General features: G+C 71.9%; 22 protein-coding genes and 1 riboswitch. Of the genes, 17 read left to right on the top strand and 5 right to left on the bottom strand.

Going from position 1 to position 24,358, the window contains the following annotated elements:
* Positions 1-287: 287 nt before the first annotated feature.
* A complete protein-coding gene (locus WBK31_RS18745) occupies positions 288-2,918 on the top strand; it encodes a M4 family metallopeptidase (RefSeq protein ID WP_406675315.1) in 2,631 nt (876 codons plus the stop codon).
* Between the two features lie 167 nt (positions 2,919-3,085).
* A complete protein-coding gene (gene thyX, locus WBK31_RS18740) occupies positions 3,086-3,868 on the top strand; it encodes an FAD-dependent thymidylate synthase (protein ID WP_364053002.1) in 783 nt (260 codons plus the stop codon).
* Positions 3,869-4,013: 145 nt separating this feature from the next.
* Here thyX and WBK31_RS18735 read toward each other — a convergent pair whose 3' ends face one another.
* The gene (locus tag WBK31_RS18735) at positions 4,014-4,322 is read right to left on the bottom strand and encodes a molybdopterin synthase sulfur carrier subunit (protein ID WP_364052999.1); all 309 of its coding nucleotides are present in this window, start codon (positions 4,320-4,322) and stop codon (positions 4,014-4,016) included.
* Positions 4,323-4,325: 3 nt separating this feature from the next.
* Positions 4,326-5,405, bottom strand: coding sequence for an exo-alpha-sialidase (locus tag WBK31_RS18730; protein WP_364052996.1), 1,080 nt, complete (start codon positions 5,403-5,405; stop codon positions 4,326-4,328).
* Positions 5,406-5,547: 142 nt separating this feature from the next.
* Here WBK31_RS18730 and WBK31_RS18725 point away from each other — a divergent pair, with 142 nt between their 5' ends.
* Positions 5,548-6,363 carry a helix-turn-helix transcriptional regulator gene (locus tag WBK31_RS18725; RefSeq protein ID WP_364052993.1) on the top strand — a complete coding sequence of 272 codons (816 nt, stop codon included), beginning with the start codon at positions 5,548-5,550 and terminating at the stop codon, positions 6,361-6,363.
* Here the strand turns inward: WBK31_RS18725 and WBK31_RS18720 are convergent.
* Together WBK31_RS18720 and WBK31_RS18715 are read right to left on the bottom strand one after the other, a co-directional pair.
* Positions 6,350-7,786, bottom strand: coding sequence for a sialidase family protein (locus tag WBK31_RS18720; RefSeq protein WP_364052990.1), 1,437 nt, complete (start codon positions 7,784-7,786; stop codon positions 6,350-6,352). The two genes, WBK31_RS18725 and WBK31_RS18720, sit on opposite strands and share 14 nt — an antisense overlap.
* Before the next feature lie 74 nt (positions 7,787-7,860).
* Positions 7,861-8,979 (bottom strand): globin domain-containing protein, encoded by a 1,119-nt coding sequence (locus tag WBK31_RS18715; protein ID WP_364052988.1) that lies wholly within the window; start codon positions 8,977-8,979, stop codon positions 7,861-7,863.
* A gap of 661 nt (positions 8,980-9,640) precedes the next feature.
* Between WBK31_RS18715 and WBK31_RS18710 the strand changes: the two genes are divergently transcribed.
* The 3 genes from WBK31_RS18710 to WBK31_RS18700 are packed head-to-tail and all read left to right on the top strand — an operon-like array spanning position 9,641 to position 11,905.
* Positions 9,641-10,198 (top strand): gamma-glutamyl-gamma-aminobutyrate hydrolase family protein, encoded by a 558-nt coding sequence (locus tag WBK31_RS18710; RefSeq protein ID WP_406675314.1) that lies wholly within the window; start codon positions 9,641-9,643, stop codon positions 10,196-10,198.
* A 10-nt stretch (positions 10,199-10,208) separates the two neighbouring features.
* Positions 10,209-11,123, top strand: a complete 915-nt coding sequence (locus WBK31_RS18705) for an alpha/beta hydrolase (protein ID WP_406675313.1) — start codon at positions 10,209-10,211, stop codon at positions 11,121-11,123.
* The gene (locus WBK31_RS18700) at positions 11,120-11,905 is read left to right on the top strand and encodes an enoyl-CoA hydratase/isomerase family protein (protein WP_364052979.1); all 786 of its coding nucleotides are present in this window, start codon (positions 11,120-11,122) and stop codon (positions 11,903-11,905) included. Before WBK31_RS18705 ends, WBK31_RS18700 begins: the two co-directional genes overlap by 4 nt.
* A gap of 449 nt (positions 11,906-12,354) precedes the next feature.
* Here the strand turns inward: WBK31_RS18700 and WBK31_RS18695 are convergent, their stop codons facing one another.
* A complete protein-coding gene (locus tag WBK31_RS18695; RefSeq protein ID WP_364052976.1) occupies positions 12,355-12,942 on the bottom strand; it encodes an SAM-dependent methyltransferase in 588 nt (195 codons plus the stop codon).
* A gap of 129 nt (positions 12,943-13,071) precedes the next feature.
* Here WBK31_RS18695 and WBK31_RS18690 point away from each other — a divergent pair, with 129 nt between their 5' ends.
* The 11 genes from WBK31_RS18690 to WBK31_RS18640 all read left to right on the top strand — a co-directional run bounded on the left by WBK31_RS18690 (position 13,072) and on the right by WBK31_RS18640 (position 24,057).
* The gene (locus tag WBK31_RS18690; protein ID WP_378788343.1) at positions 13,072-14,676 is read left to right on the top strand and encodes a sensor histidine kinase; all 1,605 of its coding nucleotides are present in this window, start codon (positions 13,072-13,074) and stop codon (positions 14,674-14,676) included.
* On the top strand, positions 14,673-15,347 hold the full coding sequence (locus WBK31_RS18685; protein WP_364052970.1) for a response regulator transcription factor: 675 nt from the start codon (positions 14,673-14,675) through the stop codon (positions 15,345-15,347). The genes WBK31_RS18690 and WBK31_RS18685 overlap by 4 nt, the downstream gene beginning before the upstream one ends.
* Positions 15,348-15,502: 155 nt before the next feature.
* Positions 15,503-15,919, top strand: a complete 417-nt coding sequence (locus tag WBK31_RS18680) for a hypothetical protein (protein ID WP_364052967.1) — start codon at positions 15,503-15,505, stop codon at positions 15,917-15,919.
* Between the two features lie 10 nt (positions 15,920-15,929).
* On the top strand, positions 15,930-16,526 hold the full coding sequence (locus tag WBK31_RS18675; RefSeq protein WP_364052964.1) for a phosphoribosylanthranilate isomerase: 597 nt from the start codon (positions 15,930-15,932) through the stop codon (positions 16,524-16,526).
* Complete coding sequence (locus WBK31_RS18670; RefSeq protein WP_406675312.1) at positions 16,519-17,568, top strand: GNAT family N-acetyltransferase; 1,050 nt, start codon at positions 16,519-16,521, stop codon at positions 17,566-17,568. Before WBK31_RS18675 ends, WBK31_RS18670 begins: the two co-directional genes overlap by 8 nt.
* Before the next feature lie 597 nt (positions 17,569-18,165).
* A complete protein-coding gene (locus WBK31_RS18665; protein WP_364052958.1) occupies positions 18,166-18,747 on the top strand; it encodes a CDP-alcohol phosphatidyltransferase family protein in 582 nt (193 codons plus the stop codon).
* 4 nt (positions 18,748-18,751) lie between these two features.
* Positions 18,752-21,256, top strand: coding sequence for a mannose-1-phosphate guanyltransferase (locus WBK31_RS18660; RefSeq protein ID WP_364052955.1), 2,505 nt, complete (start codon positions 18,752-18,754; stop codon positions 21,254-21,256).
* Between the two features lie 268 nt (positions 21,257-21,524).
* Complete coding sequence (locus WBK31_RS18655) at positions 21,525-22,037, top strand: FHA domain-containing protein (RefSeq protein ID WP_364052953.1); 513 nt, start codon at positions 21,525-21,527, stop codon at positions 22,035-22,037.
* Positions 22,038-22,060: 23 nt separating this feature from the next.
* The gene (locus WBK31_RS18650) at positions 22,061-22,687 is read left to right on the top strand and encodes a MerR family transcriptional regulator (protein ID WP_364052951.1); all 627 of its coding nucleotides are present in this window, start codon (positions 22,061-22,063) and stop codon (positions 22,685-22,687) included.
* A 131-nt stretch (positions 22,688-22,818) separates the two neighbouring features.
* Complete coding sequence (locus WBK31_RS18645; RefSeq protein WP_090771501.1) at positions 22,819-23,289, top strand: bifunctional nuclease family protein; 471 nt, start codon at positions 22,819-22,821, stop codon at positions 23,287-23,289.
* Between the two features lie 147 nt (positions 23,290-23,436).
* Positions 23,437-24,057 (top strand): MerR family transcriptional regulator, encoded by a 621-nt coding sequence (locus tag WBK31_RS18640; protein WP_364052948.1) that lies wholly within the window; start codon positions 23,437-23,439, stop codon positions 24,055-24,057.
* Positions 24,058-24,252: 195 nt separating this feature from the next.
* Positions 24,253-24,349: riboswitch (glycine riboswitch) on the top strand.
* Positions 24,350-24,358: the final 9 nt, after the last annotated feature.

Raw genomic sequence — 24,358 nt, 5'->3', positions numbered from 1 at the left:
GGCTCCTCGCGTCGCTTGCGGACCGCAGGGCGTGAACGCTACCCGCTCCAGCGGTCGTGTGGCCCTCGCGCCAACGGTCGTGTGGCCTTTCGCGCCGGCGTTCACCGACGTGTTGCCGTAAACCCTCCGAAAGGCGCTTTCGACGTGCGGCGCCGGGCCCGCACAACAGGAAATGTCAAAATAAAAATCCAAATTTCCTGATTACGCTCCATCTAATGGCTCTTGTCGATGTGTAAAAAGCGCTGTCATGATCGGGAACGCCAGACAACCTAGCCCTTGGAGGTGTCGTGTCCTGGCGTCCCATCACCCTCATGGCCGCGTTATGCCTGGCACTGGCGGTGCCCGGCACCGCCGCAGCCGATGATCCGCCGCCCGAGGTGGAGCAGCGCGCGGGCACCCGCGCCCCCGCCGAGGTCTACGGCCTGTCCGAGCCCGCGCAGGCGGGCGACCCGGTGGCGGCGGCCAAGGCGCACCTGGCCGATCCCCGCTACCACATCGACCCCGCCGACCTCGTCCCGCTCAGGACCGTCGTGGACGGCAGGGACGAGACGGTCAGGTTCGCCCAGCGCCACCGGGGCGTGCCCGTCTTCGGCGCCCACTACCTCGTGCACTTCCGCAAGGACGGCGACCGGCGCGAGGTCGTCGGCGCGGGCGGCCGCTTCCTCACCGAGCTGACCGTCGACACCACTCCCGCCGTCACACGGGAGTCCGCCGCCGCGATCGCCCGCATCGCCTTGATCCGCGACCGCCGGGCGAAGGAGAGCGCCAAGGCCGAGACCGCCGGGCTCGTCGTGATACCGCACGGCGCCGGACAGCTCGCCTGGCACGTGGTGCTCACCGGGCGCGACCCGGTCGCCGGGCGGCCGCTGCTGCTCGACGCCTACGTGGACGCCCACTCCGGCCGGCCCCTGTTCGCCGTGGACCGCCTGCGCATGGAGGGCCCGGTGACGGGCACCGGCGAGACCGCGCACGGCCGTACCGTCGAGCTGAACGCCTACCAGCGCGCCGACGGCGCCTACGAGCTGCGCGACCGCGCCCGCCCCATGTGGGACGGCTCCGACGGTGAGATCCTCACCTACGACGCAGCGGGCGGCGACATCACCGCCTGGCTCGGCGCCGGCGTCCCGGCGGACGCCGAGCCCGCCCGCTCCGGCACCCTCGCCTTCGGCCCCGAGCACACCGCGAGCGGCGCCGTGGACGCCCACTGGGGCGCGGGGCAGGTCTACGAGTTCTACCGCAGGCTCGGCCGCGACGGGCTCGACGGCCGGGGCGGCACCATGCATTCGGTGGTCAACGTCACGATGGAGGGCGAGCCGTTCGCCAACGCCTTCTGGGACGGCACCAAGATGATCTACGGCGGAGGCGTCGGCGACTACCGCTCGTTCGCCTCCGGGCTCGACGTCGTCGGCCACGAGATGACCCACGGCGTCATCGAGCACAGCGCCGGACTGGTCTACATCGGCCAGTCGGGCGCGATGAACGAGGGCCTGGCCGACTACTTCGGCAACGCCATCCAGGTGGACAGCTTCGGCATCCCGATGAGCGACCCGAACGCGAGCCTGCTCGGCGAGACGCTGTGCACGACGCTCCCGCCGGAGCAGTGCGCCGCCCGCGACCTCGACGACGGCCGCGTGGCGGGCGAGGACTACCTCGGGATGACGGTCGCCCTCGACTACGGCGGCGTGCACTACAACTCCACGATCTTCTCCGGCGCCCTGTGGGACGTCAGGGAGGCTCTCGGCGGCGCGTCCGCCGACCGGCTCGTCTACAAGGCGCTCACCGAGTACATGACGCCGCTGGACGACTTCGTGGACGGCCGCCGCGCGGTCGAGTTGGCGGCCCGCGCGCTCGGCATGTCCGCCCGCGACCGGCTGACCGTGAGCCGCGCGTTCGACCGGCACGGCATCAAGCCCGGCTGGGAGCGCGCCCTGCGCACCGACACGCGCGTGCTGATCGACGGCATCACCGATCCGTACGCGCGGCCCGACGTGGCCGGCGGCCGGTACGTGGTGTCGAACTCCTCGCCCGACGTCGTGGAGCCCTCCCACATCCTCACCGGCCGGGTCGGCGGCGGCAAGCCGGTGCGCCTGTCGGAGAACGACCGGTGGAACTTCATGCCGGCCACCGACGGCAAGCGCGCCGCGTGGATCTCGTTCGACGCCACGCGGCAGAGCTACCGGATCCACACGCGTCCGCTCGACCGCTCGTCGCCGGAGAAGCTCGTCCACGACGGCACCGTCGTCATCGAGTCGGTGGCCATCGACGGCGACACGATCGCCTGGGACGGCGTCGGCCCCGACGGCGAGCACTCGGTCTGGGTCAAGCGCGGCGACGCGCCGCCCGTCGATGTCACCGCCGCGGCCGGGGTGCGCGGTTACGCGCCGTCGCTCAAGGGCGGCAGGCTCGCGTACCACAAGGTCTGGACGGAGGGCGACGCGGCCCACAACGCGCCCGCCGTCCTCGACCTCGAGAGCGGCGCGGAGACCGTCGTGCCGATGCCGCAGGGCTCGGTCAGCGCCGAGCCGACCCTGACGGGACGGCACCTCGTCTGGATCTACGACGAGAACGGCGACGGCCGCGCCGGCATCATGCGGGCCGCCATCGACGGCACCCGCACGGCCGTGGTCGTGCCGGACGGCCCGCAGGCGCCCACGGCGTACTGGTTCGACGCCAACGACGCCTTCGCCACCATCGGCGTGTGGCCCGACGGCACCGAGCTGTCGAACGACATCCTGCTGAAGATCCACCAGGTGCCGCTCAGCGGCGGAACCCTGCAGCGGTTCTCGTGCAACCGGGGCTTGCAGGAGGCCTTCGCCTCCGGCGACGGCAGGACCGTGGTCTGGCTGGACGGCACCGACGGCAACACCGACCTGGTCACCCGCGACCGGCCGGCGGGGCGCTGCCGCGGCGGCGCGTGACGCCCGGTCAGGCGACCGGCAGGCGTCGGCCCGCGCACGCGGGCTGACCTGGACAGGCGCCCGCCGCACCACAGTGAGGGGGGCGGCGGGCGCCGAGTCGCGTACGCTCGCCCGACCTGGTTTGCTTAAGGGCCGTCACACTGCCGAAACCGAGCGGGGGGCTATCCATGCGCACTGTCGAACCAGAGGTCTTCATCGTCGCCAGGCCGGCGCTCGACTACGACGAGCTCGCCCGCTACCTCAGGGAGGTCGGCGGGGAGAGCTGGCTTGAGCGTCTCGACCGCGGCGACCTCGACGCGCAGAACCTCGCCGAGTTCGCCGGCCGGCTCTGCTACCGCTCGTTCGAGCCGGGCCTCAACCCCAACGTGGTGCGGATCAGGGAGAACCAGGACGACTACCTGCGCAACATCCTGGCCAGCGCGCACGGCTCGGTGCTCGAGCACGTGAGCTTCAGCTTCGTGCTGCACAACGTGAGCCGGGTGCTGACCCACGAGCTGGTGCGCCACCGGCCGGGCGTGGCCATCTCGCAGGAGTCGCTGCGCTTCGTCCGCCTCGACGAGCTGCCGTTCTGGTTCCCCGAGTGGGCGCGCGAGGACGAGGAGCTGATGAAGCGGGCCACGGCCGTGCTGGAGCAGCTCGAGCAGTTCCAGCTCTGGATGGCCCAGCACTTCGGGCTCGACGAGGAGGGCGTGCCGTTCTCGGAGAAGAAGCACCGCACGTCGTTCATGCGCCGCTTCGCCCCCGAGGGCGTGGCGACCGGCCTGGTGTGGACCGCGAACGTGCGCACGCTGCGGCACACCATCGAGGCCCGCACCGCGGCCGGCGCGGAAGAGGAGATCCGCCTGCTGTTCCAGCGCATCGGCGAGCTGATGCGCAAGGAGGCGCCCGCGCTCTTCGGCGACTACGTCGTCGAGGACGGCGCCTGGATCCCCGGCTGGCGCAAGGTCTGACCACCCGCCCGGAACAGGCGCGGGCCACAGTGCGGGCGGCCCGCCCGAGCGGGCGCGGGCCACGGTGCGGGGCGGCCCGCCCGAGCGGGCGCGGGCCACTGTGCGGGGCGGCCCGCGCGCACGGGCGACGGCCAGGAGGCGAGGGTCAGGCGAGGGCCGGCAGCACGTAGACCTCGGCCCCCGGAGGCATGGCGCAGTCGAGCCCGCCCAGCCCCCGGGAGTGCGTACCGCACACGAACATGCTGATGTGACGGCGGATGCGGCCGCACTCGTCGCGCAGCCGCTCCTCCAGCAGGGGGTGGCTGCGCCGCAGCGCCTCCAGGGCCGAGCGCAGGGTGGGCGGCGAGTCGCGGTCGTCGCCCACCGCGAAGACCGCCACCTCGCCGCGCCCGCTCACCCACCGCCGCAGCGAGGCGGGCAGCACGAAGACGACCATGGTCACCGGTCTGGCCATGGCCTAGAGCACCGCGGCGCGCACGGTGAGCACGTCGGGCAGGTAGCGGGCGACCGTGGACCAGGTCTCGCCGTCGTCGCGCGAGGCGTAGACCTCGCCCGATCGGGTGCCGAAGAACACCCCGGCAGGCGAGGCGGTCATCGCGTCGCGCAGCACGGTGGAGTAGACGGGCTCGCCGGGCAGGCCATCGGAGAACGCCTGCCAGGTGGCGCCGCCGTCGTCGGTGCGGTGGACGCGGTAGCGGTGGCCGACCGGCGTGCGGTCCATGTCGGCGTGGAGCGGCAGTACGTAGACCGTGTCGGGCCGCGACGGGTGGACCGCGATGGGGAAGCCGAAGTCGGACGGCAGCGACGAGCCGATGTCGCGCCAGGTGCCGCCGAAGTCGTCGCTGCGGTAGACGCCGAAGTGGTGCTGGAGGTAGAGCCGCTCGGGATGTGAGGGGTGCATCGCCACCTTGTGGACGCACTGCCCGAACTCCGGATATTGCTGCCCCTCCGGCATGAACGGGGCCCGGATGTTCTTGTTGGCCGCCTCCCACGACAGCCCGCCGTCGGCGGTGCGGTAGAAGCCGGCCGCCGAGACGGCCACCGCCATGACCTTGGGGTCGGTGGGGTGGGTGACGATCGTGTGCAGGCACAGCCCGCCGCCGCCCGGCTCCCACCGCTCGCGGTGCGGGTGCTCCCACAGGCCCTCGACCAGCCGGTAGGTGACGCCGCGGTCTTCGGAGCGGAACAGCGCCGCGGGCTCGGCCCCCGCCCACACCACGCCGGGCTCGGACGGTGACGGCGCGAGCTGCCAGACCTTGGCGAGCGTCGCGCCGGTCTCTCCGGGGAAGGCGACGGGGGGCCGGTCGGCCTCGTGCCAGGTGGCGCCGAGGTCGTCGGAGTACATCACCGACGGGCCGAAGTGGCCGTACTCGATGCCCGCCAGCAGCCGGGGCGCGGCGCCGCCGGTGTCGATCGCCACCGAGTGGACGGCGATCGAGGAGAACTGGATCGGCTGGACCTCGAATGGGCCGCCGCCCTTCGACAGGGCCAGGAACAGGCCCTTGCGGGTGCCGACCGCGAGCAGTGCGTCACTCATGACTTCGCTCCCATGTTCGCTTGCCGGCCATCGTGACACGCGCCACCGACAGTTACCGAGGATCGGGAGATTCGGTGCGCGGGCCGCCGCTTACCCGGGGGGTAATCGAGGCGCTTCCCTGTGATCGCCTAACGTGGGCGGCATGGAAGCGGTCGCCGTACATGAGGAGTCTTTCGGCCCGCTGCTGCGCTCGTGGCGGCAGCGGCGCCGGGTGAGCCAGCTCGACCTGGCCATCGAGGCGGGGGTGTCGGCCCGCCACGTCAGCTTTCTGGAGACCGGGCGTGCCCGGCCGAGCCGGGAGATGGTGATGCGGCTGGCGGAGGAGCTGGACGTGCCGCTGCGGCACCGCAACCGGCTGCTGGTGGCCGCGGGGTTCGCCCCGATCTATCCGGAACGCGAGGTGCACGCGCCCGAGCTGGAGGCCGTCAGGCAGGCGCTGGACACGATACTCGCGGGGCACGAGCCGTACCCGGCGGTCGTGGTGGACGCGGCGTGGAACCTGGTGGCGGCCAACGCGGCGGCCGGCCTGTTCCTGGAGGGCGTGCCGGAGGAACTGCTGAAGGAGCCGGTCAACGTGCTGCGGCTGTCGCTGCACCCCGACGCCCTGGGCGGGCGGCTGCTCAACCTCGCCGAGGTACGCGCCCACCTGCTGCGCCAGCTCCGCCGCCAGGCCGAGTCGTCGGGCGACGGGCGGCTGGCCGAGCTGCACGACGAGCTGGCCGCGTACACCTATCCGGACGCCGCCGGCGACGCGAGCGTGGCGCACCTGCCGGGCCCGTCCGACATCCTGGTGCCGATGCGCGTCACGGCGGGAGACCGGGTGCTGTCGCTGTTCACCACCATCGCGACGTTCGGCACACCGCTGGACGTCACGGTGTCCGAGCTGGCCATCGAGACGTTCTGGCCCGCCGACGAGGAGACGGCCGCCGCGCTGCGGGCGCGGATCAGCGAGCGGTGAGCGGCAGCGCGGGCGGCGGCTCGCCGGTGGCGACCGCGGCCTCGATCGAGACCAGCGGCTGCGGGCCGGGCACGATCGGCAGGCCGCCGGTGACGGTGTGCGTGCGCACGTCGGGCGTCCCGTTCGCGGGCGGCCCGGCGACGGCGAAGGCGGGGAAGGCGTTGCCGCCGGGCACGACCGAGGTGGAGATGTAGTCGCCCACGCTCCTGCCCTGGTCGGTGAGCGCCAGCCAGCCGACCGCCATCGGGCCGTGCAGCTCCAGCGGCGACGACCAGCTCGCGCCGCCGTTGGCCGACGAGGTGTGGCCGACGGTGAGGCGGCAGGTGGCGGGCACGCAGGCGGCGTCGGCGTAGCGGTAGTAGGTCACCGCGAGCCGCGCGTGCCCGCCGTCGCTCGTGCGGTCCACGCCGAGCCCGGGGATGACGTGGTCGCCGCCGTCGGCGGTGACCCGCAGCACGTCGCCCCACTTCTCGCCGCTTTCTGACGTGCTGAGCACGATGTCGTTGCCGGCGCAGCCGTGCTGGAAGCGGCAGTCGTGCCAGGCGACGTAGACCGTGCCGGCGGCGTCGGTCTCGGCCGACGGCAGCGGCAGGGCCCGTAACCCGCCCGCCGGCGTGTGCCGCTGCACCCGCGAGACCAGCACGCTCTCGCTCCAGGCGGTCCCGCCGTCGCGGGAGCGGAAGGCGCGGATCTCGCCGTCGTTGCTCAGGTACGGCACCACCACCGTCCCGTTGGGCCGCACCACCGGCTGCCCGCCGAGCCCCGTGGCCTCGGTGGCGGCGACCGACCAGGACAGGCCGCCGTCGGCCGAGCGCGCCACCCTGATCGCGTTTCCCGCCGCGTGGTCGTCGAAGACGGCGTAGCACTGCCCCCGGTACGGGCTGCGCTCTCCGTTGTCGCAGACCACCCAGCTCTTGTCCAGGTCGCCGCCCACGGCGGTGACGACGGGCGGCGACCACGCCACCCCGTCGGTGGAGCGGCTGGTCAGCACCGCCGCCCCGGACACCCCGCCGCTGTCGGAGAGCCCCAGCGAGGTGATCAGCCACACGCCGTGCCCGGCGTCGTAGGCCACCGACGGGTCGGCGGTGCGGGCGTGCACGCCGCCCGCCGCCGTGGTCAGCCCGGGTAACACGCCCCGCGTCCAGGTGGCGCCGCCGTCACCGGAGGTCGCGAACGCGATGCCGGCCGCCCCTCCGTCGGATGAGCGCCCGATCTGGTGCGCCGCCACGATCACGCCGTCCCACTCGTAGGTGTCGGCTCCGCCCTGCGGGCCGGGACGACCCTCGGAGACGCCGATCTCGGTGAGCGGGACCGCCTCAGACGCCGCTCCGGCGGCCGTGGCGGGGACGGACGTGACCAGCGACGCCGCCGCGAGGACGGCCACGAGCCCGCCGATCACGCGGCGCCGGGCGGGAAGAGGCACGCTCCACCTCCACGAAGGGGATCATCTCCAGATGGCCTCTTCCCCGCCCGATTGTCAACCGTTCGAGTGAGTTGTCAGCGTTCGCCGTGCACCACGTCCCGGTGAATGCGGGCGGGCGGGACGCCGTCGCCCTGGAGGCGGCGCACGGTCTCGTTGACCATGCCGGAGGGGCCGCACACGTACACGTCATGCTCCGACCAGGAGTGGAAGCGCTGGGTCACCTCGGGCAGACGGCCCCGCATGCCCTCGTAGCCGGGCTCGTCCGACACCACGGGCAGCACCCGCAGCCAGGGGAACGACGACTGCATCCTGATCAGGTCCGGCAGGTCGTACAGCTCGGCGGCGGTGCGCGCGCCGAACAGCAGATGGATGTTGGGACGGCGGCCGGAGGCGATGATGTGCTCCACGATCGCCTTCAGCGGCGCCAGCCCGGTGCCGCCCGCCACGCACAGCACGTCGCGCTCGCTGTGCTCGCACGGCGTCATCGTGCCCATGGCCGGGCCCAGCATGAGCGTGTCGCCGATGCGGGTGTGCCGGATCAGCGCGGTCGAGACCCAGCCGCCGGGCACCGACCGTACGTGCAGCTTGATCATGTTGTCCTCGCGCGGCGCGTTGGCGATCGAGAACGTCCGCCAGACGCGCGGCCAGCGCGCGGTCTGCACGGTGACGTACTGCCCCGGCGTGTACGGCAGCGGCTGCGCCGGGCGCAACGTGATGACCGCGATGTCGCGGTGGCGCAGCTCGTGGTCCACGACCTCGGCCAGCCACCACGCGGGCGAGGTGCCCGCGTCCGACTCGGCCGCCTCGATCATGATCTTGGAGGCTTCGGAGAACGCCGCGGACCAGGCCGCCTCGATCTCGTCGTTCCAGACCTCGGCCGCGAAGCGGCGGATCGTGGCCAGCAGGGCGTTGCCCACGGCCGTGTAGTGCTCGGCGACGACGCCGTACTTGCGATGGTCACGGCCGAGCTGCCCGAGATAGGCGGCCATGCCCTCCGGGCTGTCCAGGCTCCACACGATCCTGGTCAGCGCGCTGAACAGCCGGTCCCGCTGCACGTTCATGGCAGGCGGGAACATGCTCCGCAAGTGCGGGTTCTCGGCGAACAAGCGGCCGTAGAAGTAGGCCGTGGCCTTGTCGGCCACGGGTTCGACGAGAGAAAAACTCTCCTTCACCAGGCGCGGATTCAACGACATGAAAACAACCCCACCCCTTGACCGGAATCGCATTCCGGCCCTCGCCGTTCACCTCCCTGACGTTCCGGGTGATGAGCGCGGGACCCCTCCCCGGCATGTCCGTACGCTCGAAATCGAGTGTTACACCGGCGATGACCCCCCACAACCGTTTCGCCCAATACGGTGCTAAGCAGAACTATCAGTAATGGATCCGTGATTCTCCGCGTTCGGCGGCCTGTGAATTGCGGTCGTGAAATACGAAAAGAAGTAATTTTCATATTGAGTGGCGATTTTCCCGTGCGTCGCCGGAGATGTGCCGTTCCCGTCGATCAGGGGAGGGCGCGCGGCGCGGCGATTTCCGCGTGCATCGACGGAGCACCGGCACCCCGGCCGGCCGGGAGGGCCCCTCACGCGGCGGGCAGGCCGGGGGAGGGGATCTTCAGGAGGGGTGACATATCGGAAAGACTGTGCGCCATGATGGGGAATGCATGGGGCCGCCGCCGCACCTCGGCGGATGGCGGCCGTACGAACTCCACCATGCCCCTGGAGATCGCATGTCCCGACCGCTGATCGGCATCACCGCCTACTGGGAGGCCGCCCGCTGGGGCGACTGGGTACGCGAGGCCGTGCTGTCTCCCCCTCCTACGCCAAGGCGGTCGGCCGGGCCGGCGGCGCGCCCGTCGTGCTGCCGCCCATCGCCCCGAGCTCGGCCGGCGACTACGTGAGCGGCCTGCGCGGCGTCGTCCTGGCCGGCGGCGCGGAGCTGGGCGCCGACACCTACAACGGCGAGCAGGACGCCAGGGCCGACGAGCCCCAGCCGCACCGCGACCGCTTCGAGCTGGCGCTGGCCAAGGCCGCCATCCGGGCCGACCTGCCCGTCCTCGCCATCGGCCGCGGCATGCACGTGCTCAACGTCGCCCAGGGCGGCACGCTCATCCCGTGGCTGCCCGACGTGCTCGACAGCGACCGCCACTCCGAGCCCGACGGGCCCCACGTCATCCAGGTCAGCGTCACCAGCAGACTCGGCAAGGCCGTCGGCGACCGCGTCGAGGTCAGCGCGCCGCACCGCCAGTCCGTACGCAGGCTCGGCACCGGCCTGCTCGCCGTCGCCTGGGCCGAGGACCAGATCGTCGAGGGCATCGAGCTCCAGGGGCACCGCTTCGGCGTCGGCGTCCAGTGGCACCCCGAACGCGGCACGGACAACCGGCTCTTCGATGCGTTCATCGAGGCGGCCCGATAGGCTGCGGATCATGCCGCTGCACCCCCAGGCGCGGGATTACGTCGCCCAGATCCAGGCCGGCTCCGACGAAGGGCTGGCAAGCCTCGACCTGGCCGCCATCCAGGAGATGCGCGCGACCGACCCCATGGCCGTCCATCGGGGGCCGCTGACCAAGCTGCCGTTCGTCCGCGACGAGGTGGCCGAGGGCGTGCCCATCCGCATCTACCGCGCCGACCCCGGCGACGGACCCCTGCCGGTCCTGGTCTACTTCCACGGCGGAGGCTGGGTCTTCGGCAGCGTCAAGCGCAACGACGCGACCGCCCGCGACCTCGCCATCCGCACCGGCGCCGTGGTGGTCTCCGTCGACTACCGCCTGGCGCCGGAGAACCCGTTCCCCGCCGCCGTCGACGACGCGTGGACGGTCGTTCGCGACCTGTTCGCCCGACCGGCCTTCTACCAGAGCAACGGCAGCGTCGCCGTGCTCGGCGACAGCGCCGGAGCCAACCTCGCCGCCGTGGCCGCCTGGCAGGCCCGCGACGCCGGCCTCACCCTGTCGCACCAGGTGCTCGTCTACCCGGTGCTCGACGCCGCCATGGACACCCCCAGCTACACCGAGAACGCCACCGGCTACGGCCTCGACGCCGCCGACATGGCCTGGTTCTACCGCCAGTACGCCGACGGCGTCGACCCCGCCGACCCGCGCCTGTCGCCGCTGCGCCTGCCCGACGTCTCCGGCCTGGCCCCCGCCACCGTCATCACCGCCGAGTACGACGTGCTCAGAGACGAGGGCGAGCGCTACGCCGCCCGCCTCACCGAGGCCGGCGTGCCCACCGAGCTGCGCAGGTACGACGGCGCCGTCCACGGCTTCTTCGTCCTGCCCGGCCTGTTCGACCAGGCCGTCGAGGCGCGCGACTACGTGGCACAGCGGCTGCGGGGGCACCTGTGAAAGACACCTACACCAAGCTGCGGCTGGACACCCCGGCAGACGGCGTGCTGCGCGTCACGATCAGCGAGCCCGCCAGGCTCAACGCCGTCGACGCCACCGCCCACCGCGAGCTGGGCGAGATCTGGCGCGACGCCGACCGCGACGCGTCCGTACGCGCGATCGTGGTCAGGGGAGAGGGCACCGCGTTCTCCGCGGGCGGCGACCTGTCCATGATCGAGGATATGATGCGCGACCACGACACCCGCATGCGGGTGTTCGCCGAGGCCCGCGACATCGTCTACAACGTCCTCAACTGCTCCAAGCCCATCGTCTCCGCCATCCAGGGCCCCGCCGTCGGCGCGGGACTCGCGGTCGCGCTGCTCGCCGACATCTCCGTGGCCGGCCGTACGGCCCGCATCATCGACGGCCACACCCGGCTCGGCGTCGCGGCCGGCGACCACGCCGCCATCATCTGGCCGCTGCTGTGCGGCATGGCCAAGGCGAAATACCACCTGCTGCTGTGCGAGCCGGTCACCGGCGAGCAGGCCGAGCGGATGGGCCTGGTCAGCCTGTGCGTCGACGACGACCAGGTGCACGAGCGGGCGATGGAGATCGCGGTCAGGCTCGCCTCCGGCGCCCAAGACGCGATCAGGCTGACGAAATACGCGCTCAACAACTGGCTGCGCCTTGCGGGGCCGTCCTTCGACGCCTCGCTCGCCATGGAGTTCCTCGGCTTCACCGGCGCCGACGCCGCCGAGGGCGTGCGCGCGCTGCGCGAGAAGCGGCCGCCCTCGTTCGGCTGAGCTCATCGACCCTGGTGGGGTGTGCTTCGCCAACCATCGGGTAGTCGGGGCGCGTGGGCGACGACGGCGCGGCCGGGCATCTGTCCGTCGAGGTCGAGAACGCCGCCCCGGCACGCAGCGCCGAGATCCTTTGGCGGCCCGCGTGACCGTCGGGCGTCCACGCGCAGGGGGAGGAGGTCAACCAGCCGCCGTGGCCACGGCCGCGGCGACCAGCCCACCGGCCGGTCCACCCTTCGCCATCATGGCGGGACCAGGGACGTGATCGCTACGGCGATGGGCACGCCGGTCCGCAGGCCGGCGGGAACCGCGGGGGCGGTCCGGACACTCGCGCCGCCGGGAAGTTGAGCAGGCAGCTCCCGGCCGCAGGCGCAACCCGTCCGATCCCGGCGCCGATCGGGCGGCCGGACACCCCGCGCTCCTCCTCCTACGCCCGGCCGGCCGCAGGTGTGTCAGCGCGGCCGGCGGGCGTGGAAGACGAACGCGGGAGGCGTGTTGCGCCACACCGTACGTCCCGGCACGACCTCCTCGAACCGCTCGGCCAGCAGCGCGCGGAACCGCCGCGCCGAGCTGAGCGGAATCGCGTGGATGTAGGAGAACGTGGTGAACGCCGCGCCCGGGCTCATCGCCTCCGTGACCGCGCCGAGCAGCTCGCGCTGCATCACGTCGGGGAACGCCGCCCACGGCAGGCCGCTGATCACCACGTCGGCGGAGCGCAGCCCTCGCTCGGCGAGCAGCTCGCCCAGCCGCATCGCGTCGGCGTGCGCCACGTCAACGGCCGGATAGCGCCCGGCCAGCAGCCGCGCCAGCTGCTCGTTCACCTCAACGGCCAGATGATGCCCGCGCCCACCGAGCCGCTGCTGGATCTCCGCCGTGAACGCGCCCGTACCGGGCCCCAGCTCGACCACGATCGGCTCGCCCCGCTCGGGGATCGGCGCGCAGACGGCCGCCGCCAGCCGCCGTGAACTGGGCGCGACCGCGCCGATCGTGCCCGGGGAGCGCAGGAACTGACCGAGGAAAAGTGCGGTGTCGTTGGGCATGCCATGAACGTAGGCCGATCGGCGCCGGTGATCGCTCCCCCTCCCGGGCGGACCTGCGGCCACTTGGAGGAGGCGGGCTCCTCCACTCGGAGGATCAGCAGGCCGGACGAGGCGGCTACCGTGTGGTTCATGCGTTGGCGTGGCGTGCCGCTCGATGTCCTCCTTGCGGCCTCGGGGGTGGGCCTCGACCTGCTCACCACGGCGCACGCGGGCGACACCGAGTACCTCCCCGCCGAGGCGGCCATCCCCATGGCGCTGCTCGTCGGCCTGCCGATGGGGCTCGTCCGCCACCGGCCCATCGCCGTCACGCTCTACCTCGCGGCCGTGCTCGCCGTCACCGACCAGCTCGGCTCGTTCACCTCCAACACCGCGCAGATCCTCCTCTGCGTCGCGCTCGGCGTGGCCGGATACCGCGCCAGCGTGCGCGCCACCGCACTCGCGGTCGTCGCCGCCATCGGCGCGACCGCGATCAACATCGCAGACCCCGGCATCGCACTCACCGGCAACACGTGGATGTACGCCATGCTGCTGCCCGTCTTCCCCGCCGTGCTCGGCGGCTACCTGCGCGGCTCGGCGGAACGCCTCAACGAACGCGACGTCACCCCCGACGCGCTGCTCGCCGCCGGCGGCGTGGCGATCACCGTGCTCAGCACCTGGACGTCCTGGCACTCCGGCAACCAGCCCGTCTGGGTCATCGGGCTGCTCGCCGTCGTCGGCGGCCTGTCGCTCGGCGTCGCCAGGCGGCTGCCCGGACTGGTCTTCCTGCTCCAGGGCGTGCTGCTCGTCTCCGCCGACGCCTACCTCAACCAGGCCGTCAACACCTGCGTGATCCTCACTCTGATCGCGATCGGCGTGTTCGCCATGCGGGTGGTGTCGTGGGCGTGGACGCTGGCCGCGTATCTGACCGGCTGCCTGCTCACCGCCATCGCCGTCGTCGGCCCCGCCACCGAGATCACCCCCTTCCGCGTCGGCGTGCTCATGACGCTCGTCGCCACGCCCATCGCCATCGGCCGCTACCTCGGCATGCGCCGCGCCGCCGCCGCCGCCGAGCGGCTGCGCGCCGAGGAGGCCGCGCGCGCCGCCGTCGCCCAGGTCCGCGCCGACCAGCTCGCCGAGCGCGAGCGCATCGCCCGCGACGTGCACGACATCGTCGCCCACCACGTCGGCGCCATGGTGCTGCGGGCCAGCGCCGCCCGCTACACCGCGCCCGACGGCCCCGTCGCCGACGCGCTCGACGACATCCGCGAGACAGGACACCAGGTGCTGCAGGACCTGCGCGACCTGCTCGACCTGCTGCGCGACCCCGAACGCCAGCCCGACCTGCTCGCCAACCCGGCCGACGTCGTACGCGAGTCCGCCGAGCGCATGGCCGCCGCCGGCCTCGTCGTGGACCTCGACCTCGACCCGGCCATCGACCAGACCCCGCTCATCGCCCGCGCATCCGCGGCCAGGATCGTCCAGGAAGGACTCACCAACGTGCTCAAACACGCCGGCCCAGGCACCCGGGTCCGCGTATCCGTGACCTCCTCAGACGAAGGACTCGCCGTCGAGGTCCGCAACGGCCGCCCCCCGACCGCCATCGAACGCCTGCCCTCCTCCGGACGCGGCCTCGCCGGCATGCGCGAGCGGGTCCGCACGCTCGGCGGCACGCTCAGCGCGGGTCCCGACGGCGACGGCGGCTGGGTGCTCGCCGTCCAGCTGCCCGCCCGCCTGTCCTCGGGGAGCGTCGCGTGATCCGCGTACTGGTGGCCGACGACCAGGCGCTCGTACGCGCGGGCGTGCGCATGCTGCTGCAGGCCACGGGCGACATGGAGGTGGTCGCCGAGGCCGAGGACGGCGCCGAGGCCGTCCGCCTGGCCGAGCGCCACCTGCCCGACGTCATCCTCATGGACCTGCGCATGCCCAGGGTCGACGGCCTGGAGGCGATCAAGCGGGTGCTCGCCGCCCGGCCCTCGACCAGGATCGTGGTGCTGACCACGTTCGCCGAGGACGGCAACGTCTACGCCGCCCTGCGCGCCGGCGCCGTCGGCTTCCTCGTTAAGGACGACGACCCCGAACGCATGGTCGACGCCGTCCGCCGGGCCGCCGCCGGCGAGCAGCTCCTCGCGCCCTCGGTGCTGCGCCGCGTCGTCGAACGCTTCCTCGCCGCCGAGGAGCAGGCCGCGCCCGTCGTGCCGCCCGGCCTGACCGAGCGCGAGCTGGAGGTCCTCGCCCTGGTCGGCACCGGCCTGTCCAACGCCGAGATCGCCGAGGAGCTGCACGTCGGCGTCACCACGGTCAAGACCCACATCGCCGCCGCCATGGAGAAGCTGGGGCTGCGCAACCGGATCCAGGCGGCCGTGGTCGCCCACCGTACGGGGCTGGTCGACGCCTCCTTCCGCCCCGTACGCCACCCCCGGAGCTGACCTGGCGGGCGCGGCGGGCCTTCCGGCGGCGTACGGCAGGGACGGCGGGTTCACCCCGGGGCGTACCGGCGTCTCATCCGGCGGATGGACGACGGGACGCCCCCGCTACGCGATCATGTGAACGCACATCGATCGCGGCAGCGGAAGGACCCGCCATGCAGAAGACCCTCGGTGCCCGGGCCCGGCCGGACGGCGCGGCGGGCAGGATCTCCGCCGGCCTGCTGTACGGCCTGCGCCTGGCCGTCACCGCGCAGGCCGCGGCGCTCCTCGTGGCCGCCGCGTTCGCCGGGCAGGCCGCGGGGAACGCGGCGATGGCCGAGGCCCACATCATGGCCGGGATGGTCGTGCACGTCGTGGCGTTCGTGCAGATCGTGCTCGCGGTGCTGTTCTGGCGGCCCGGTGGCGGGGCGGGCGGGCCCGCGCTGGGCAGCATCGCGCTGTTCGCCGTCGGTCTCGCCCAGCACGTCACCCTGCCGGTCGCGCACCCGCCCAGCGGCGTGATCCTCCTCGTCCTCATCCTGGCGCTGCTGTTCTGGGTCTGGTTGTCACCGTCAGCCACCTGGCGCCGCTAAGGTCGAAGGCGTGTACGTGAAGATCTGCGGGCTGAGCGAGCCCGAACACGTCGCGACCGCCGTCGAGGCCGGCGCGGACGCCATCGGATTCGTCATGACCAAGAGCCCACGCCGCATCACGCCCGAGCGGGCGGCCGAGCTGGCCGCGCTCGTCCCGCCGCACGTCCTCACCGTCGGCGTCTTCCGCGGCGAGGACCCGCAGACCGTGCGCGAGGCGGCGCTGGCCTCCGGCGTACGCGCCGTCCAGCTCCACGGCAAGCACCCGCACGGCGACTTCACCGCACTCAAAGACCTCGGAGTCCGCCTGATCAGGGCCGTCGACGCCCAGGCCGACCTGCGCTGCGGGGCGTACGACGAAGACCTGCTCATCGTCGATGCGCCCCACGCAGGCTCCGGTCAGCCGTGGGACTGGGCGGCCGTGCGCGGGCGCCCCTCCGGCCAGTGGATGCTGGCCGGCGGCCTCGCGCCCGGCAACGTCGCCGAGGCGGTCGCCGCCGCCGAGCCCTGGGGCGTCGACGTCTCCAGCGGCGTCGAGACCGCGCCGGGCAAGAAGGACTCCGACCTGATCAGAGCGTTCCTCAAGGCAGTACGGGATCTCGATGCCTGACACCCCCCTCTCTCGTGGCCCGCAAATCGCCGTCGCTTCGCCGGCCCCGCACGAGGCCGATGACCTGGCACGGGTGCTCGGCTTCCTGCACGGCTTCGCCCGCCGCCGGGCGTCCCGCGTGCTGCCCGCGCCGGGCGGTTTCGCGGTGCTCGACGATCGCTACCCCGGCTCGTACGACGACAACAAGCTGATCGTCACGACCGCCCCCGACCCGGACCCCGGCCGGGCCACCGAGCTCCTGCTGAAGGCGGCCGACGAGCTTTTGGCCACGCGGGCCCACCGCCTGATATGCGTCGACGACGACCGGCTCGGCACCGCCTGCGCGCCCGCGTTCGAGGACGCCGGCTACGAGCGCGAGACGACGTTCGTGATGACCTACCACGGCGAGCTGCCCGAGTCGCCGCCCCCGGTCGAGCGGCTGGAGCTGTCCGAGCTCATCCCCGTGCTGCGCCGCGACTGGCGCCAGACGCTCCCGCAGGCACCGGACGACGTGATCGAGGGCCTCGCCCGCCGCGTCGAAACCCGCCTGGACGGGGCCGACGTTGTCCGCTTCTATGGGGTGCGCGCGCCGGACGGCGAGGTGGCCGCTCGCGCCGACCTGTACGTTCATGGAGGCGTCGCCCAGATCGAGAACGTCTTCACCAGCCCTGCCCACCGCGGCTCCGGCCACGCCAGAACCTTGATGACCGCCTTGCTGGCAGAGGCCGCCACCCTCCTATCCGGCACCTCACCCGCGGACACCCCGAACGCGCGGCATGGTAAGACCGAGGGGATCCCCATCGCCGGCACGGGCGAGCCTGTCGGGAGCCCTACCGCTGGGGCGGGCCAGCCTGTCGAGAACTCCGCCGCCGGTGCAGGCGAGCCCGTCGGGTACTCCCCCGCCGGGGCGGGCGAGCCCGGCGAGAACACCGAGGTGAAGACCGGCAGCGGCACGGGCGGCCTGATCTTCCTCCTGGCAGACGCCGACGACTGGCCCCACCAGTTCTACCGCCGCCTCGGCTTCACCCCGGTCGCCCGCACCCACGCCTTCCTCCACACCTGACCCGCCCGGCTCGGAGCGCCCCTGACGCTCCCGGCACGACGCGGTTCGCCGTGAGCCGCCCTCGGCACCATGCGGCCCGCCCCGGCCGTAGCCCGTCCACCGGGGCTGCGGCCGTTACCCCGCCAGGGTGGCTTGCGCGCGGCCGAGCGGGAGCCCGCTTCCGGGGCGCCCGCCGCGACGCGTCTCGCTTCCCGGCCGCCCCCGGCGCGGCGCGGCCCGGCTTCAGGGCGGCCATGCGCGGCGACCCGACCTCCGTGTCGCGCTATCCCGTCAGCCCCCGTGTTCCGTAGTCCCGTTGTGTGGGCTCTGCATGCCGTTCCTGCCTTGCGGTCCGGCCGTCGGGACGTGGCCGCGGTCGCGAGCCAGGCACACAGGGCGGTTGTCGGCGTGCGCCTGGCAAGGGGGAGCTTCGTCCTGGCAGAGTCCGAGCCCGTCGCCGTCCAGCGGGCTCCTGGGGCGCTCTGGCACGTCGGGCCGGCGGGTCGGTGTCGTTGCTCGGATGGCGCGTTCCAAAGCCCGGAGGGAGCTTCACAGGCGGCCGGAGGGCGGGCGGATGGGGACCGCTGCGGCGGAGTTCCAGGCAGTAGGGTCTCCTGCGTGAGTGAAACTTCCGCCGAGGACCGGATCTGGACGGTTCCTAACCTGCTGAGCTTCCTGCGCCTCCTGGGCGTGCCCGTGTTCTTCTGGCTGGTGCTCGGGCCCAAGGCCGACGGGTGGGCCATCGGGATCCTCGCGGTGGCCGGTTTCACGGACTGGCTCGACGGAAAGATCGCCCGCGCGTTCAATCAGACGAGCAGGCTCGGCCGGCTCATCGACCCGGCCGCGGACAAGCTGTACGTGTTCGCCACCGTCATCGCCCTCCTGCTGCGCGACGTGATCCCGTGGTGGCTGGTCGTGGTCGTGCTCGGTCGTGATCTCTTCGTCGGCTGTTTCGGCCCTGTTCTTCGCAAACACGGCTACAGGGCACTTCAGGTGCATTTCCTGGGCAAGGCGGCCATGTTCAATCTCATGTACGCCTTCCCGCTCCTCTTCCTTGCCTCGCACTCCGGGTGGTATGCCGAAATAGCACGAATTGTCGGGTGGGCGTTCGCGCTCTGGGGAACCGGCCTCTACTGGTGGGCGGGCGTCTTGTATGTCGTCCAGGTGCGCCAGCTCGTGGCGGAGGCCAGAAGGGGATGATCGGGTGAAGGCGGTCGTCATGGCGGGCGGGGAGGGCACTCGGCTGCGTCCGATGACCGCCAACCAGCCCAAACCTCTGCTTCCCGTGGCCAACCGCCCGATCATGGAGCACGTGCTGCGCCTGCTCAGGCGGCACGGCGTCACCGAGACCGTGGTGACGCTGCAGTTCCTCGCGGCCCTCGTGCGCAACTACTTCGGCGACGGCGGCGAGCTGGGCATGAGCCTCCAATACGCCACCGAGGACGTGCCGCTCGGCACCGCGGGCAGCGTCAAGAACGCCGCCGACCGCCTGCGCGACGACCGTTTCCTGGTCATCTCCGGAGATGCCCTGACGGACATCGACTTATCGGCGATGATCCGCTTTCATCGCGAAAAAGGCGCTTTAGTCACGATCGGCCTGAAACGCGTCCCCAACCCGCTCGAATTCGGGATCATCATCGTGGACGAGGAGGGCCGGGTCCAGCGCTTCCTGGAGAAGCCCACCTGGGGCCAGGTCTTCTCCGACACCGTCAACACCGGCATCTACGTCATGGAACCCGAGGTCCTCGACGCCGTCGCCACCGGCCGCCCCGTCGACTGGTCCTCGGACGTCTTCCCCGCCCTCCTCGCCCGCGGCGCCGCCATCTACGGCTACGTCGCCGACGGCTACTGGGAGGACGTCGGCACCCACGACAGCTATCTCAAGGCCCAGGCCGACGCCCTGTCGGGCCGGGTCGCGCTCGACATCGGCGGCTTCGAGGTCTCGCCCGGCGTGTGGGTCGCCGACTCGGCCTCCGTCGATCCCGACGCCGTGCTCAAGGGCCCGCTGCTCATCGGCGACTACGCCAAGGTCGAGGCGGGGGCCGAGCTGCGCGAGTACACCGTGCTGGGCAACAACGCGGTCGTCCGCGAGGGCGCGTTCCTGCACCGCGCGGTCGTCCACGACAACGTCTACCTCGGCCCCGGCACCCACCTGCGCGGCTGCGTCATCGGCAAGAGCACCGACGTGATGGCGGGCGCCCGCATCGAGGAGAACGCCGTCATCGGCGACGAATGCGTCATCGAGGCCGAGGCGTACGTCTCCAGCGGCGTCAAGGTCTATCCGTTCAAGACCATCGAGGCCGGCGCGGTGGTCAACACCAGCGTCATCTGGGAGTCGCGCGGCCAGCGCAACCTGTTCGGCCCGCGCGGCGTCAGCGGCCTGGTCAACGTGGAGATCACCGCCGAGCTGTGCGTGCGCCTGGCCAGCGCGTACGCCACCACGCTGAAGAAGGGCGAGCACGTCGTCACCTCCCGCGACTGCTCGCTGGCCGCCAGGGCGCTCAAGCGGGCCGTCATCGGCGCGCTGACCGCGGGCGCCATCAACGTCCTCGACCTGGAGGCCGCCCCGCTGCCGGTCACCCGTTTCCACACGGCCAGGGTGTCCGCGGCCGGCGGCATCGCGCTGCGCACCACTCCGGGCGACCCGCAGAGCGTCGACATCGTCATCATGGACGACCGGGGCGCCGACCTGCCGCCCGCCGCGCAGCGCAAGCTGGAGCGGGTCTTCTCCCGCCAGGAGTTCCGCCGCGCCTTCCCCGGCGAGATCGCCGAGCTGACCTACCCGTCGCGCGCGGTCGAGGACTACACCCACGAGCTGCTGCGCCATGTGGGCGTGAGCGGCGTGCGGGACATGAAGGTCGTCGTCGACTGCGCGGGCGGCACCTCGTCGCTGGTGCTGCCCACGCTGCTGGCCAGGGTCGGCGTCGAGGTGCTCACGGTCAACGCCAGGCTCGACGACGTCTCGCCCACCGAGACGCTGGCCGAGCGCCGTCGTGACCTGCAGCGCCTGTCGGAGCTGGTCAGCTCGTCGAGGGCGGCGTTCGGGGTGCGGTTCGACCCGGTGGGGGAGCGCATCGCCCTGGTGGACGAGAAGGGCCAGCTCATCAGTGAGGAACGCGCCCTGCTCGTCGTGCTCGACCTGGTGGCCGCCGAACGGCGGGGCGGCCAGGTGGCGCTGCCGGTCACCACGACCAGGGTCGCCGAGCAGGTCTGCCGCTTCCACGGCGTGCAGGTGCAGTGGACGCCCACCGCGCTCGACGCGCTCACCTCGGCCGCCGCGGGACCCGACATGATCTTCGCCGCCGACGGGCGCGGCGGGTTCGTGGTGCCCGAGTTCAGCCCGGCCATCGACGGGCTTGCCGCGTTCATGCGGCTGCTCGGGCTGGTGGCGCGCACCCGGCTGTCGCTCAGCCAGATCGACGCGAGGATCCCCGAGGCAAGGCTGCTCAGGCGGTCGGTGCCCACGCCGTGGGCGGCCAAGGGAGCGGTCATGCGCTCGGTCATCGAGGCGGCCGAGGCCGAGCCCGACGGGCACCGCGTCGACACCACCGACGGTGTGCGCGTGGCCCGCGACGACGGCAGCTGGGTGCTGGTGCTGCCGGCCGCCACGGAGCCGGTCACCGACCTGTGGGCGGAGGCGGCGGATCTGGACGGCGCCCAGGCCCTGCTCGAACGCTGGGCGCGGGTCGTGGAGCGGGCGGCGGGCTGAGCCCGTCACGCAGAGTCAACGGAAAGGGTTTGCCGATGACGTGCCCAGAGAGTGCCGCAAGATCGTAATGTAGAAACGCGCGGCGGCATGGACCACGGGGCGGGGGCGGCGGTAACTTTATCTGCGTCCGAACCACAGTGCAGCGCCCCGCCTTGACCTTTGCCGCTGATCAGCGTAAGTTGCGGCATTCGCAAACGTGAAAATAGCGAAGCGAGGCGCGCCCAGAGCACCGTCGCCGCGTCTTCGCGGTAGGAGGCCGAGCCGATCGATGCCGAGCGTCTACTGCACGCAGTGCGGGCACGCCAACCCCGAGGATGCCCGTTTCTGTTCCCGTTGTGGGTCGCCGCTGACCAGACACGAGGTCTCCGGGGACACCACCTCGACGATCTCCATAGCGGGAATCGAGGCGTACGAGGCTGAGACAGGCGACATGCTCCAGGCCGAGCGGGCGCTCGTCGAGCAGCTTCCGCCCGGCACGGCGTTGCTCACCGTGACCAGGGGCCCCAACCAGGGGAGCCGTTTCCGGCTCGACAAAGACCTGACGACGACGGGGCGCCACCCCGAGAGCGACATCTTCCTCGACGACATCACGGTCTCCCGCCGCCACGTCGAGTTCTACCGCCACCCGGGCGGTCAGTTCTCCGTGCGCGACGTGGGCAGCCTCAACGGCACGTACGTCAACCGCGAGCGTATCGAGGAGGTACCCTTGCACTCGGGCGACGAGGTGCAGATCGGCAAGTTTCGCCTTCTCTTCCTGATGCGGGGCAGCTCCGGCGTATGACTTCACAGGCGGCACGCTCGCACATGAGCATCGGGGAGGTGCTCGCGCTCCTGCGGAGCGAGTTCCCCGATGTGACGATCTCCAAGATCAGGTTCTTGGAGGGCGAAGGGCTGATCGAGCCCGAGCGCAGCCCCTCCGGCTTCCGCAAGTTCACCCACCTGCACGTCGAGCAACTGCGCTTCATCCTGACCGAGCAGCGCGACCACTACCTGCCGCTGCGCGTGATCAAGGACAAGATGGCCGAGAGCTTCGGCCGGCCGCGCGCGGTGCAGCAGGCGCAGGAGGTCAAGCTCAGCCGGGCCGAGCTGCTCGAGAGGGCGGGCATCGACGACGAGACGCTCACCGAGCTGGAGGACTACGGCCTGCTGGCCCCGGTGGCCAGGCGCTACGACGAGGAGGCGCTCAAGATCGCCCGCACCGTCGGCGCCCTGGCCCGTTTCGGCCTGCACGCCCGGCATCTGCGGGCGGTCAAGGCGGCGGCCGAGCGCGAGGCCGGGCTGGTCGAGCAGACGGTCGCCCCGATACTCAAGCGGCGCCGCCCCGGAGCCATCGGAGAGGCCGACGAGGTCGCCCGCGAGCTGTCGAATCTTCTGCTCGACCTGCACGCATCCCTTGTGCGCACGGAGGTGCGGTCGGTCCTGGGTCGTTGACGACGAAGCGAGCTGGGAGGCGAGGGCACATTCCGGGCCCACCGGGTGTTACGTTGAATTGCAGGAACCAGTCAGCAGAAGCGATGTTCACAAGCTGTGCCGGGTGACCGGTCAGGAATACGGAGCAGCCCGTGTTGCAGATGGAGGTCGTGGGCGTTCGAGTTGAAATGCCCACAAATCAGCCGATCGTCTTGCTCAAGGAGGCACACGGGGAGCGGTTCCTTCCTATATGGATCGGCATGACCGAAGCCACGGCCATCGCACTGGCCCAGGCTGAGGAGCCGCCGCCGCGGCCGCTCACCCACGATCTCTTCCGAGACGTGCTGAGCGCCCTGGGTGTGGGCCTGCGAGCGGTCAACATCGTCGCCCTGCGCGACGGCATCTTCTTCGCCGACCTGGTGTTCTCCAACGGCGTGGAGGTGAGCGCGCGGCCGTCCGACTCGATCGCGCTCGCCCTGCGTACGGGGGCGCGGATCTTCGCCAGCGAAGAGGTCGTCCAGGAGGCCGGGGTGATCATTCCGGACGACCAGGAGGACGAAGTGGAGAAGTTCAGGGAGTTCCTTGACACGATCACTCCTGAAGACTTCGGCAGGGCGGGGTAGGTATTTCAGTGCATTTACGCTTCACGACGCGCCGAGCCGGATCGTTGACTGAGCATGGTCACGGTCCTACGGTGCAAGTGAAACCCGTGGCCGCCCTTTACGAACCCCCAGATCAGGCCACGGGATGAGAGAAAGCCGGAGGTCCGCGTGGCGGTCAGCAGCGGCGAGGGAAAGACGGCCGGCCAGGAAGATCCGGTGCGGCGCGAGAGCGCGCGGCAGCGTGCCGGAGAGCAGGGACTGCTCTTCGACGAGCAGCCGACGGCGCTGCCGGGTGACATCGGATACCGCGGGCCCACGGCCTGCGCCGCCGCCGGCATCACCTACAGGCAGCTCGACTACTGGGCGCGCACGGGCCTGGTAGAGCCCACGATCAGGGCCGCGCACGGTTCGGGCTCACAGCGGCTCTACAGCTTCCGCGACATCCTGGTGCTCAAGGTCGTCAAACGGCTCCTCGACACCGGGGTGTCGCTGCAACAGATCCGTACGGCCGTCCAGCACCTGCGTGACCGCGGGGTCGCCGACCTCGCCCAGATCACGCTCATGAGCGACGGCGTCAGCGTCTACGAGTGCACCTCGGCCGACGAGGTGATAGACCTCCTCCAGGGCGGGCAGGGCGTGTTCGGCATCGCGCTCGGCCGGGTCTGGCGCGAGGTCGAGGGATCCCTCGCGGAGCTGCCGGGGGAACGAGCGGCGGTCGAGGACACCGTCCCGGCCGACCACCCCGCTGACGAACTGGCCCGCAGGCGGCGCGCCCGCCGCATCGGCTGACCTGATCACTTCCGTACCGCTCGCACCCGGGGGAACGCCGCCCGGGGCGGGGCACGCAGGGGAGCGGAGAGGCGGCACAGCGTCACCGCGCCATCAGGCCCTCACCGCCGGACCTGCGGTGAAGTGCGCCCTTCACGCGTGGTGCGGTGCACGGCAATCCCGGCCTAACGTAGTAATCTAGGACAGCAAAGCTGACGACCCCGTGCGGGAGAGTCCCCGGGCACCGTGCCCAGGGCGCCGAAGGAGCAACCCTCCCCGGAATCTCTCAGGCAACCGGTACCGCTCGGGCGAGGCGACTCTG

The sequence above is a fragment of the Nonomuraea sp. N2-4H genome, from assembly GCF_045291505.1.
Lineage (GTDB): Bacteria > Actinomycetota > Actinomycetes > Streptosporangiales > Streptosporangiaceae > Nonomuraea > Nonomuraea fastidiosa.
Note: the sequence above shows the minus strand (reverse complement) of the source record. Positions and strands in the feature narration are given on the sequence as shown.